This window comes from Phaeobacter sp. QD34_24 (assembly GCF_028890115.1).
GTDB lineage: Bacteria > Pseudomonadota > Alphaproteobacteria > Rhodobacterales > Rhodobacteraceae > Phycobacter.
The window spans coordinates 39,771-51,949 of record NZ_JARCJD010000023.1 but is presented as its reverse complement, the minus strand read 5'-3'; the positions used below and the strand labels follow the sequence as shown (position 1 = coordinate 51,949).

The 12,179-nt window shown below is 56.5% G+C and carries 13 protein-coding genes; 11 read left to right on the top strand and 2 right to left on the bottom strand.

Annotated elements, in window-relative coordinates; genetic code table 11:
• Positions 1 to 394 precede the first annotated feature (394 nt).
• Positions 395 to 1,078 carry a DUF1989 domain-containing protein gene (locus PXK07_RS16280; RefSeq protein ID WP_050687544.1) on the bottom strand — a complete coding sequence of 228 codons (684 nt, stop codon included), beginning with the start codon at positions 1,076 to 1,078 and terminating at the stop codon, positions 395 to 397.
• A gap of 291 nt (positions 1,079 to 1,369) precedes the next feature.
• Between PXK07_RS16280 and PXK07_RS16275 the strand changes: the two genes are divergently transcribed.
• The 11 genes from PXK07_RS16275 (at position 1,370) to PXK07_RS16225 (ending at position 11,189) form a co-directional block, all read left to right on the top strand.
• Entirely contained in the window at positions 1,370 to 2,107 is a 738-nt protein-coding gene (locus PXK07_RS16275) for a BtpA/SgcQ family protein (protein WP_050687546.1), read from the top strand.
• A gap of 12 nt (positions 2,108 to 2,119) precedes the next feature.
• Positions 2,120 to 2,740, top strand: a complete 621-nt coding sequence (locus PXK07_RS16270) for a phosphoribosyltransferase family protein (RefSeq protein ID WP_050687554.1) — start codon at positions 2,120 to 2,122, stop codon at positions 2,738 to 2,740.
• A gap of 52 nt (positions 2,741 to 2,792) precedes the next feature.
• Positions 2,793 to 3,725 (top strand): ribose-phosphate pyrophosphokinase, encoded by a 933-nt coding sequence (locus tag PXK07_RS16265; RefSeq protein WP_050687556.1) that lies wholly within the window; start codon positions 2,793 to 2,795, stop codon positions 3,723 to 3,725.
• Between the two features lie 73 nt (positions 3,726 to 3,798).
• Positions 3,799 to 4,683, top strand: a complete 885-nt coding sequence (locus tag PXK07_RS16260; RefSeq protein WP_050687558.1) for a LysR family transcriptional regulator — start codon at positions 3,799 to 3,801, stop codon at positions 4,681 to 4,683.
• A gap of 147 nt (positions 4,684 to 4,830) precedes the next feature.
• On the top strand, positions 4,831 to 5,970 hold the full coding sequence (locus PXK07_RS16255; protein WP_050687560.1) for an ABC transporter substrate-binding protein: 1,140 nt from the start codon (positions 4,831 to 4,833) through the stop codon (positions 5,968 to 5,970).
• 82 nt (positions 5,971 to 6,052) lie between these two features.
• Positions 6,053 to 6,916, top strand: coding sequence for an ABC transporter permease (locus PXK07_RS16250; protein ID WP_050687562.1), 864 nt, complete (start codon positions 6,053 to 6,055; stop codon positions 6,914 to 6,916).
• Positions 6,913 to 7,713, top strand: coding sequence for an ABC transporter permease (locus tag PXK07_RS16245; protein ID WP_050687564.1), 801 nt, complete (start codon positions 6,913 to 6,915; stop codon positions 7,711 to 7,713). Before PXK07_RS16250 ends, PXK07_RS16245 begins: the two co-directional genes overlap by 4 nt.
• On the top strand, positions 7,710 to 8,795 hold the full coding sequence (locus tag PXK07_RS16240) for an ABC transporter ATP-binding protein (protein WP_050687565.1): 1,086 nt from the start codon (positions 7,710 to 7,712) through the stop codon (positions 8,793 to 8,795). Before PXK07_RS16245 ends, PXK07_RS16240 begins: the two co-directional genes overlap by 4 nt.
• Positions 8,796 to 8,799: 4 nt before the next feature.
• Complete coding sequence (locus PXK07_RS16235; RefSeq protein ID WP_050687567.1) at positions 8,800 to 9,693, top strand: polysaccharide deacetylase family protein; 894 nt, start codon at positions 8,800 to 8,802, stop codon at positions 9,691 to 9,693.
• Positions 9,690 to 10,133 (top strand): nucleoside deaminase, encoded by a 444-nt coding sequence (locus tag PXK07_RS16230; RefSeq protein WP_050687569.1) that lies wholly within the window; start codon positions 9,690 to 9,692, stop codon positions 10,131 to 10,133. Before PXK07_RS16235 ends, PXK07_RS16230 begins: the two co-directional genes overlap by 4 nt.
• Positions 10,134 to 10,160: 27 nt before the next feature.
• Positions 10,161 to 11,189, top strand: a complete 1,029-nt coding sequence (locus tag PXK07_RS16225) for a GlxA family transcriptional regulator (RefSeq protein WP_274849413.1) — start codon at positions 10,161 to 10,163, stop codon at positions 11,187 to 11,189.
• A 7-nt stretch (positions 11,190 to 11,196) separates the two neighbouring features.
• Here PXK07_RS16225 and PXK07_RS16220 read toward each other — a convergent pair whose 3' ends face one another.
• Positions 11,197 to 12,150, bottom strand: coding sequence for an IS481 family transposase (locus PXK07_RS16220; RefSeq protein WP_274849412.1), 954 nt, complete (start codon positions 12,148 to 12,150; stop codon positions 11,197 to 11,199).
• Between the last annotated feature and the right edge of the window lie 29 nt (positions 12,151 to 12,179).

The window sequence follows — 12,179 nt, the reverse complement described above, 5'->3', positions numbered from 1 at the left end:
CAAATCACGCTCCAAGACCCAAACTCGGGGAAAGCTGGGCAACACCAGCCAGTTTCCACACAGCCTCCGGACTTTGCCGACATTGATGTTTAGCCATGTTGCTGACGCAGCATTTGTTTTCTCTTGCAGCACAACCATCGCTGCGTTGCGGCCGCGAGCCGCGGGAGCGGACATTCAGAGTTCGTCGGGCCCCAAAAATCTGTTCCACTACCGAATGACGGAGGGGAGCCCGTAGTTCCAACCCTGTACCTTGCTCGAACAACCGCTAGACGTCGCCACTTCAAGGTTAACGATCGCCATCGGAGCTGAGATCTTTCCCCGTAAGCTCCTGACACAATGACAGCGCAACTTCGGCGAGGGTATCAATCAACTGCTTTTGAATTGGTCGGATACGTCAGGTGTCCGCGACGTAGAACTTCAGAATGTCTGGCGCGACACCCACGCCGTTGACTGGCGTGACGTCTTGAGGGCAGGCGGACATGACGGCGATGACGTCCATATCGGCGCGGAAGGTCACTTGGTCATCCGGTTTTGACACGGGTGCGACGAAACTTGTGCTGCCGTCGGCTTGCACAGGGACGTTCATCCAAAGATTGAAAGGGGCGGGAACAGCTGGCGCTTTGAGGCCAATGGCCATCAGCGCCATCCGCAGATTATCAGCGCAATTGTCGTGGTATTCCGTGCAGCCCAATTGCTGGTACCGGGCATGATCGCAGCAGGCGATTATCGTGTCATGCACACCATCGGATGTGTCTTCCGTGATTGTCATCAAGGGGCGACGCAGGTTGGAGGTCACACTGTCACCTACTTTGGGGAATATCGAGCCTAGGGCTGTGTGCAAATGCTCCATCGAAGAATACTCACCCACATCATCTGCTGCAAAAATCCAGAAATCGCAGACTTGATGGCCGCTGGGGTTCATCACGGTTAGCTGTTGACCTGCGCCGACGCGCACCGCCACGCCGCATCGCGCGTCGATTGTGTAGGTGTGGTTCATTCTGGGTGTGCCGTCAGCGGAAACGGCAATCTCAAGACTGCGGTTGGTACCATCGGGTCGGGAGGGGTCGAACGAGGCCATGGGCACGGGCTTTCGTGGATTATGTCTGGGTAGTTGCATTGTTTGGCGAGGGGCCATTCGCAAAGGAGCATAGACAGTTCTCGGCATATTGGAATGAAGCTTACGTGCTTCTCGTCGGAGACGTGCCGAAGATTAGCTCCGCTTTGACATCGGCTGGTTTTGCAAAGAACCGCAGGCGTTCTCATCGAGATGCATTCATTTCCAAGCTAAATGAACTAATAAGCACAATAAATTTTCTAAATTCCATTGCCGATGATAGCGTCCTCGCAATAACCGGGATTGAGAATTGAGATGGATCGACACGACTTCAAAAAGACCTTTGGCGCAACTGGTCCTGTCATTCTTCCTGTCATTCATGTGCTTGACAGCGAACAGGCCGAGCGGAACATCAAAGCAGCCATTGCTGGCGGGTGTCCGGGGGTTTTTCTGATCAACCACGACTTCGAGAAAGAGAAACTAGTCCCGATCATCAAGGAGATGCGGCAGGCGTTCCCGGACATTTGGCTCGGGGTGAATTTTCTGGCGGTCACCGGCAAGTTTGCCTTCCCAATTCTGGGAGAGATGCAAGCTGAAGGGTGCAAGGTCGATGGTTACTGGGCCGATGACGCACGTATGGATGAACGCCGTGCGGAAGATGATCAGCCCGAAGCAGATGAGATCGCGGCCATCCGCGAAGGAAGCGGTTGGACCGGGCTTTATATCGGCGGCACCGCATTCAAAAAGCAGCGCGACGTTGATCCAGCACAGTATGGCAAAAGCGCGCGCATCGCGACGCACTACATGGACGTCGTTGTGACCTCCGGCGTGGCGACTGGCCACGCAGCCGATGTTGGCAAGATCGACACGTTTCGCGCGCATTGCGGCGACACGGCACTTGGCCTTGCATCCGGCATCACACCTGAAAACGCAGCGCAATATGCAGATGCGGTTGATCTTTTCATGGTCGCGACCGGCATCAATTTTGACGGCGATTTCTACAATATTGATCCTGAGCGCCTGAAGCGGCTCATGGACCTCACACAGACATAAGGGAGAGAAAAGATGGCTCAAGACAAAGGACCCAGAGACGACCGTTGGTACTTCTCGCTGATGGCCCCGAACACCAAAGGCGACAAGTTTGCATGGCTTGACCCGACCTCAATCTACATCAACGGCAAGGCGTATCATGATCTGCTGGATGATCTGGTGGCTGATCTAGATGCCGATGAGATTGACGTCGTCGCGGGCCTTGATGCGATGGGCTTTGTTCTGGCGGCGGGCATCGCGGCCCGTATCGGGAAGGGGTTTCTGCCCATTCGCAAACCCGGAAAGCTCTGTGTGGATACAGACAGCGCGTCTATGACCAACTACTCCGGTCAAACCCAGTCGATGGAAATGCGCACGCCCGCCTTTGCACCCGGAACGCGGGTTTTGCTGGTGGATCAGTGGGTTGAAACCGGCGGCACGATGCATGGTGCTGTCCAGCTGGTTGAACAGCAGAAGGGCAAAGTTGCGGGCATGGTGGCGATTGTCATGGAAGAGAATGACAATACGAAGTCCTATCGCGAAAAGTACAAGGTCGTCACCGCGATCCAGCCCGGCACCGAATGGCAGCGCCAGGCCAATGCGCAGTATCTGGAAAGCTTCAAGACCTACAAACCCGAGATGGCGTTCCCGGTCTAAGGCCTGAACCCGGCGCACATCCAATCAAACTCTGACCAGAGGGGCTCGACAGATGAAATTGATCTGTGGAAACAGTAACCGTCCGCTTGCTGAAGCGATTGCCGCGCATATGCGTGTCCCTCTGGCTGAGTGTAACGTGCGTCGGTTTGCCGACGAAGAAGTCTTTGTCGAGATACAGGAAAACGTGCGCGGCGATGACGTCTATGTCATCCAATCAACGTCCTATCCAGCCAACGACAACCTGATGGAGCTGCTGGTGTTGATCGACGCGCTGCGCCGATCCTCTGCCGGGCGGATCACCGCCGTGATCCCCTATTTCGGCTATGCCCGTCAGGACCGCAAATCAGCCCCGCGCACGCCGATCACGGCAAAGCTTGTGGCGAACATGATCACGCAGGCGGGCGCGCATCGGGTGCTAACTATGGATCTGCATGCAGGGCAAATTCAGGGGTTCTTCGACATTCCCACCGACAATCTTTACGCGGTGCCCGAAATCGTGCGGGATATCGAAAAGCAAAAGGACCGCGACAATGTGATGGTCGTATCCCCGGACGTAGGCGGTGTAGTGCGCGCACGCGCTTTGGCGAAACGTCTCTCGACTGGCCTCGCAATTGTAGACAAGCGCCGCGACAAGCCCGGCTCGTCTGAAGTCATGAACATAATCGGGGACGTCTCTGGCAAGTCCTGCATGTTGGTCGATGACATTATCGACTCTGGCGGTACGCTCTGTAATGCCGCGACGGCGCTGCTCGAAAATGGCGCGGCGGAAGTTTCTGCTTACATCACCCATGGGGTCCTGTCCGGCAAGGCTGTCGACAGGATCAATGCATCTGATCTGACGTCCCTGGTCATCACCGACACAATTTGCGCTACCGAAGCGGTCACCGCATCATCGAAAATTCGCGAGATTTCGATTGCGCCAATGTTCGCCAAGGCGATCACACGGATCGCGAATGGAGAGTCCGTCAGCGTCTTGTTCGAATAGAGGGTGATCATACGATTTGCATAAAGCAACTTTATCGTTGTTCGCTATACATTTTCAGCGCTAATGTTCTCGTATGGGCGCGGTCAACCTTTCAACAGAGCTCCTCAGAGCTTTCATCACTGTCATTGAGGTGGCAAGTTTCACGCGCGCGGCCGAGATACTTGGTCGGACGCAACCTGCCATCAGCCTGCAAGTGAAGCGCTTGGAAGAAGCGGTTGGCTATCCGCTCATTGCGCGGAAGGGCAAAGAGATATCGCTCACGGAGCGGGGGGAGGCTCTGGCCATACATGCGCGCCAGATTCTGCGCCTGAACGATCTGGCAATGGCGGAGTTTGAGCAGCGTGATCCCGCAGCAAGATTGCGGGTGGGGTTGCCTGTGGACTATGCGGTCAACACCCTGCAAGCCTGTTTGACGGACGTTGTCCGACAATTCCCCGATACACAGATCGAAATTCGATGTGATCTGTCCAAGCATCTGCTGGCGGCCATGCGGAGCAACGAAATCGATATCGCCGTGGCATTGTTCGACGGGGACGACCAGCAGTTCCTATTCCGCAACTGGAAAGAACAACCAACCTGGGTTGGCGCCAACGGGTTCGAGATCCCGGAACATGCTGACATCCCCCTTGTCGCGCACCCCTTTGGTTGTGTGTACCGCGACCGTATGGCTACCGCTTTGAAGTTGGTGGGAAAAAGCTGGCGCATCGCTTACTCCAGTCCCGGCATTGGTGGCGTTCAACGCGCGGTCCAGGATGGCCTTGGCCTTTCGTGCCTGACTGCTCCGACGGTCCAAAGCGGCATGCGCACTTTTTCTGAACAAGACGGCCTGCCGGTTCTTGCCCCTTTGCACATCGGGCTTTTCGCACGACAGGCTCAGTTGGGTGCGGGCGGATACGCGGCCATGGATGCCATGATCAACACCTTGGAGCAACGCTCATCGAGCGCTATTGACGCATAACTGCTCATTATGAAGGCATATCAACGATAAATTTCCTAAAAGTCTCATTTTACCATACCATTCTACAAAAATCAGACTGAACACTATGGTTCGGCGAAAAATCAAATGCTCTTTTGCTGGGAAAGAGTGACCAACCGGGAGACACAAATGTACAGACCAACCGTAACTTCATCACTATTGGGCTTGAACCGCCGCCAACTGCTGAAAGCTGGCGGCGCAGCCGTTCTGACAACACCATTTGTCAGCCGCGCCTGGGCGGCAACGACCGAAATCAACATGCTTGCGTGGTACGGCCATGGAGAGGCTGATGTGGTTGCGGAGTATGAGGCTGCAAACAACGTGAAGTTCGTGCCAAAGTATTATGCTGGTGGCGACAACATGCTGGCGCTGATCGCCCAATCCCCTCCGGGCACTTACGATCTGATCCTGTCTGACGCAGAATTCGTGCAGCAGCTGAACGCAGCTGGCTACATCGAAGAAATGAACCCGGCAGATTATCCGCTGGATGACATGCTGCACGAAGACTTCTCGCAGTTCCCCGGCCACTGGGCGGACGGCAAGATGTATTCCATGATCCTGCGCGGGGGGCACTTGGGTGTTTCCTACAACAAGAACTCCGTGACAGCGAAAGAAGCGGAAAGCTATTCCTGCTTCTGGAAGCCGGAGCTTCAGGGCAAAGTGGGCCATTTTGACTGGCACCTGCCGACCCTAGGTCAGATGAGCCTTTATGATGGGAATGGCGCTGACCTTTGGAACCTGAACGACGATCAGTGGTCCAAGGTTCAGGAGACCACCATGAGCCTGCGCTCGCAGGTTGGCGGCTTCTTTGACTATGGCGGCACGTTCAATGGCCTGAAAAACGGCGAGATGCAGGCGATGGTTGGCATCGGTGACTGGATCACCGGCGTTCTAGAAAAAGACGGCGCGCCTGTCGCGTCCGTGATCCCGAAGGAAGGCGGCATTCAGTTCACTGAAAGCTATTCCATCGGCAAGGGCAGCGAAAAGGCCGAAGAGGCCAAGAAGTTCATCCAGTACATGATGTCCCCTGCAGGTCAGGTGAAATCTGCACAGATGGCGGCCTATCCCGGCTTCTGCGTGACCAAGGCTGGCCGCGCCGCCCTGATCGAGGCTGACATGGCGGAAGCCAAGCGGTCGCACCAGGTCGATGGTGATCCGCAAGATCCGATCGCACTGATCAAGGAAGGCCGGGTCCATTACCGCGACATTCCTCAGCAGCAGACGCTGGAGGACTGGAACGACTTCTGGTCCGAGTACAAGAGCGCCTGATCTAGGGCCCAAAGAACCAAAAAAGGGCGGCCAACAGGTCGCCCCCTTTTTCCCTTAAGACGCGAAAGCCCTGCACAGCCCCATGTCTTCCAATCCTGAAAATCGCCCAAGCCTTTATGCGCTGACGTGGCGTTTGCCGATCATCTTCTGGCAGCTGATCTTCTTTGTCGGGCCGGTTCTGTTCATGGTCGCGATGTCGTTCTTCCTGGTGAAGAACTATCGCATGACCGAAGCCTTCGAGTTCGTGAACTGGTCGCGGATGCTGACGCGCGGGTTCTTCTGGGACAGCTATTGGTACACGATAGGCATCGCCACACTGTCCACCGTCTGCGCGATGTGTATCGCCTTTCCGGCAGCCTTTGCATTGGCCTTCCGCGCTTCTGAAAGCACGCGACGCTGGGCGATCTTTCTGCTGATCATTCCGTTTTTCACCAGCTATCTGGTGCGTACATTTTCATGGTTCGTGATTCTGTCCGAAAGTGGCGTGGTAAATGCCGTGCTGGGCTACATCGGCCTTGGCCCCTACACCATGCTGAACACCAACTTCGGCACGCTGGTGGGCTACATGACTCTGACCCTGCCGCTGGTGGTCATACTGCAAACCGTCACGATGGCCAATATCGACAAAAACCTGATTGAGGCGGCGCGCAACCTTGGCTGTTCGCCCCTGCGCACGATCTGGCAGGTGATCATTCCACTGTCCAAGACCGGGCTGATCATCGCGGCGATCTTCTGCTTTATTCTGTCCTTTGGTGACTTTGTGGCACCCTTCTATCTGGGCGGATCGCAGGAACCGACCCTGCCAATCCTGATCCTCGATACCACCAAGTCCGGCCAGCAATGGCCGCGCGCAGCCGTTGTCGCGATCATGATGATGGTTACGCTCTTTGCCATCGCCTTCACCGGCATTGCTTTGGCCTATCGCAAGGGGAAGGGCGCAAAATGAAACAGAGCCGATCCCTCAACTTTATCCTTGGCATCTATGTCGTCCTGATCTTCGCCTTCGTATTTGCGCCCATCATCTTCAGCATGATCTTTTCCTTCAACTCGCAGCGCTTCCCGACGATCCCGTTGGGTGAGTTTTCGACCGAATGGTACGCTAAGGTCCTGGCCGATCCGGACATCTGGAAAGCCGCGCGCAACAGCCTGATCGTCTCCTGCTCAACGGCTGTGATCGCGACATTCCTAGGCTTTTGCACGGCCTATTCCGACTTCCGGTACAACTTCCGATTCAAAGGCCCGTACCTTGCGCTGATCCTGCTGCCGCCCACGATTCCGCTGATCATCATGGCGCTGGCCATGCTTGCGTGGCTGTCCAAGATCGGGATGTCCGGGCAGCTTTATTCGATCATCATTGCGCACAGCGTGCTGACAGCACCTTTTGCCATGGCTGTGATCCGCCTGCGGCTGAACCAAATGGACCCGGACCTCGAATCCGCTGCATGGAACCTGGGCGGATCGGAATGGCAGACCATGCGGCATGTGATCGTGCCGTTCTGCAAGCCTGCCATTTTTTCAAGCCTGTTCCTGACGGCCGCTGTCTCCTTCGACGAATTTGCTGTGTCATGGTTTGTCTCTGGCCTGAATTCTACGTTGCCCGTGGTCGTTCTCGAAATCGTTCAGGGCAATATTGACCCGCAGGTCAACGCCATCGGGACATTCGTCTTCCTCACATCAATGACGCTGGTTGTGCTGGCACAGCTCTTCTTCGCCAGCCGCCAAATCAAGGGCCTGCACGCATGAGCAAACCGCTGGTTGTCTTTGACAAAGTACAAAAGCACTTCGGCAATTTCGTTGCAGTTAAAGAACTGGATTTCGAAATCCGCGAAGGTGAGTTCCTCGCAATCATGGGGCCATCCGGCTGCGGCAAGACCACAACTTTGCGCATGTTGGCTGGCCTCGAAGCGCCGACGCACGGCGAGATTCGCCTAAATGATCGAGTGATGAATGACGTTGCCCCGCACGAGCGCGACACGCCTTTGGTTTGGCAGTCACTCGCGCTCTTCCCATTCCTGACGGCGCGCGAAAACGTCGAATTTGGTCTCAAGATGCGTGGCGTGGACAAGGCGGAACGCAAAGAGCGTGCGATAAAGTGGCTCGACAAAATGGGGATCCTCGAATTTGAGAACCGCCATATTTCGACCTTGTCAGGTGGCCAGAAGCAACGTGTTGCACTGGCTCGTTCGCTGGTGATGGAGCCACAGATCCTGCTCTTGGACGAACCATTGTCAGCTCTGGATGCTCATTTGGTAATTCGCATGCAGGCCGTCCTCACGGACCTTCAGCGCGAGTTGGGGATTACCTTTGTCTACGTGACCCACTCCCAGTCCGAGGCCTTTGCGATGGCCGACCGCGTCATCATCATGGGCAAAGGCGAGATTGGTCAGATCGGCACGCCCAAGGAAATCTACCGCGCCCCTGCAAACCAGTTCGTCGCCGAGTTTGTGGGCCGCAACAATATTCTGGCAGGCAAAGTCAAATCTGTTGACGGCGGTACGGCGCGCATCACAACCACCTCTGGCGAATTCACAGTACCCACGAACGAGGTGCAGCTGGTCGAAGACCACAACGCCAGCTTCGTGATCTCCGCCGATCTGGTGCACATCGCATCAGAAGAACCCGTCGGCGGGAACAAGGCGTATTGCAAGCTGATTTCTGAAGAATTCGTCGGCTCCATGGTCACCCTGTTCCTCGAAGACGCGCAGGGCCATGAATTCAAGGTCCAGATGCAGGAACGCGAACTGTCCAAGTTCGATCTGCACTCTGGTGATGAAATCTGGCTGTCGTGGGACACGCAAAGCGCCCACGTCCTGAACGAAAGCTGACGATGTGATCCGCAACCCCATCCCCTGGCCCAATGGTGCCAAATGCGCCGTGGCAATTACGTTCGACATGGATGCGGACAGCCTGATCCACATCGCCAAGCCCGAAGACAGCCACGACCGGCTCTACCCCATTTCAATGGGCCGCTATGGCCCTCTGGTCGCGCTACCCCGCATCCTCGACACCTACCGGTGTCTGGGCCTGAAGCAATCGTTCTTCATCCCCGGCTGGTGTTTGGAGACCTACCCGGATGTGGCCGAGGCGATCCTGAAAGACGGGCACGAGATCGGCCACCACGGATACTTGCACGAAGACCCTATAAAGACACGCGGGGAGCAGCGCGAGTGGTTCGAGCGCACGCTCGATGCGCATATGCGCATCTGCGGGCAAAAGCCGCGTGGTTACCGTGCACCGGTCTACAACATAACGCAGGAAGTCGTCGATCTGATGATCGAACACGGCATTCGCTATGACAGCTCAATGATGGCCGACGACATTCCGTACCGTTTGGACACGGCCAATGGATCTCTCTACGAAATGCCTGTGCATTGGGGTACCGACGACTGGCCCCCCTTCGCGCATTACGACGAGATTGGGTACATGATGCCAGTTGCAAGCCCGTCGCACGGGCTCAGCGGTTTCTGGGAGGAATTCGAGGCGCAGTATGACGCCGGTGGTTTCTTTATGCTGATCATCCATCCTTTTCTCACAGGGAGATTGGCGCGGTGGAAGCAGGTTGAAGCATGGATTGCCAAAACGCAGGAAACCAAAGACGTCTGGTTTGCCACCCTTGACGAGATTGCCGATCATATGGACCAGTTGCAGGAGAATGGCACCTGGATGCCAAGCGTTGAACGGCTGCCCTACTACGACGGGCCAATCCTGGGGGACAAGACATGAACGCTGACGACACACGCTTGCTGCGCATCGCTTACGACGAGGCCAAAGCCGGGTTTGAAGAAGGCGGGTGCCCGATAGGTTCAGTGCTGGCGCGCGGCGGCGAAGTCGTAGCCCAAGGGCGCAATCAACGTGTCCAAAAAGGCGACCCGATTGCCCATGGCGAGATGGATGCGTTGCGCAAGGCCGGCCGCCAGAAGACCTATCGCGACACGACGCTTTATACGTCGCTCAGCCCGTGCATGATGTGCACCGGGACGATCATTCAATTCGGCATCCCGCGCGTGGTGATCGGCGAAAACACCAACTTCGGCGGGAACGAAGAGTTCCTACGCTCGAAAGGCGTTGAAGTGATAGTCGCAGATGACCCCGATTGCATTGCTCTGATGCAGCGCTTCATCGATGAAAAACCGGAGCTCTGGGCAGAGGACATCGCGGAGTAATCGCGTCCTGTGATCAAAAACGAGAGCATGACTGTAGATCGGCCGGATCTCGTGCCCGCGGGGGCGTTCAGCTATCCGGTCAAGGATCCCAAGGCAACCCGGTGGTTCGGGTTCCTGCTGTTGCCCCAATTCACTTTGCTCGCGTTCAGCGCTGCTCTGGATCCTCTGCGCATCGCCAACCAGCTGTCCCAAAAACCACTCTATGGATGGCTGGCCATCTCAGATGACGGCAGGGCTGTTTCGTCATCCTCCGGCATCGATATTGATGTGCATGGCAGCCTGGACGATCTGAACCCCGATACCTACTTCTTTGTCTGTTCGGGCAACAATAGTATTCAGGCGGCCTCCGACGATGTCTTGGGGGGCATACGCCGCCACGCCCGGTTTGGCGGCAAGCTTGGCGGCATCTGCACCGGTGCTGCGACCCTCGCGCGCGCGGGTTTTCTCAGGGACAAGACTTTCACCCTTCATTGGGAAAACCAGCCCGGATTTGTTGAGGCATTTTCCGATCTGGAGCCCACACCACAGAGGTTCGAAAGGGACGGAAGTCTGCTGACTTGCGGTGGTGGTGTTGCGGCAACTGAAATGATGATTTCGATCATCGCCGAAGACTATGGCGAAGACTTTGCAATCGCCGTTTCGGATATGTGTTTGAACGGCCCCGATGTCGCGACCCGCAGCGAACAGCGCTCCTCAATCGCCAAGGCCATCAGCTCTCGCAATCCTCGTATCCTTGCTGTTCTGCGGGCCATGTATGACAATATCGAGGACCCGCTGACGCTCGATGAACTTGCCACAAGCGCGGGTATTTCGCGCCGTCAGATTGAACGTCAGTTCAGACAATTGCTGAACGAGGCTCCGGCGCAAACCTATCGCAACATCAGATTGGAACGCGCGCGCACATTGCTTACAGAAACCAACCTGAGTGTCATGGAAGTTGCCATGGCGTCAGGGTTCAACTCGAACAACGTATTCTCACGGCATTACAAAGAGCGATACGGCGAAACACCCTATGGGCACCGAGGGCGGCTCAAAACGGTGGGCAACAACAAATAGTGTCGCGCTAGATGTGGAACCTCAACAGGTTGTTCCGATCAAAGTCTAGCCGGCTGATGGGTGGTTTTGATTTTAGCGCCGTGTGTGGGCGGTGCCAATTGTAGAGGTGGGTCCAGACCGGCAGATCGGCGGCGCGGTCGTCTGAGGTCTGATAGACTCGGGCGTAGGCCCATTCACGCAGAGCAGTCTGGATGAACCTCTCGGCTTTTCCGTTGGTTTTGGGCGTGTAGGGTTTGGTGCGGATGTGGCGGATGCCAAGCTCGGCACAGGCGGCCTTGAAAGCATGAGATTTGTAGCACGACCCATTGTCTGTCATCACCCGCGCAACCTTCACCCCGATGGACGCATGCCAGGCCACCGCCGCATTCAGGTGCGCCACCGCGCTCACCGCCTTTTCGTCGGGATGGACCTGGGTGAAGGCCAGGCGCGAGGCGTCATCGACACAGACATGCACATGTTCCCAGCCGATCCCTCGGCTGTTCGACTGGCCTGTCCTGTCGCCCGTGATGCGGTGCCCGGCGCGCTCAAACTTGCCAAGACGCTTGATATCGAGGTGGATCATGTCGCCGGGATGATCGCGTTCATACCGGCGTACAGGCTCGGCAGGCTCCAGATCGCGTAGCCGCGAAAGGCCCGCCCTGCGCAGAACCCGGCTGACCGTCGCCGCCGAAACGCCGGTCCTTGCCGCAATATGTGCCCCGGTAAGACGCTGACGGCGCAAGGCGATGATCCGGTCTGCCACGTCATCAGGCGTAGGATTGCGCAGAGAATAAGGGCGTGAACTGCGATCCTGCAAACCTTCGCGCCCCTCCTGTTCATACCGCCGCCACCACTTCGTGGCCGTCTTGGCAGAGCAGCCGCAGATCGCCCCAGCCTGCGCAAAACTCATCCCGCATGCAATCATCCCCACTAGCCGCTCTCGACCCAATGGCGTCAGTCTGGCATTCTTGTGCACGTTCATTCGATCCCTCCGAACAAGGTTGGTGCTTG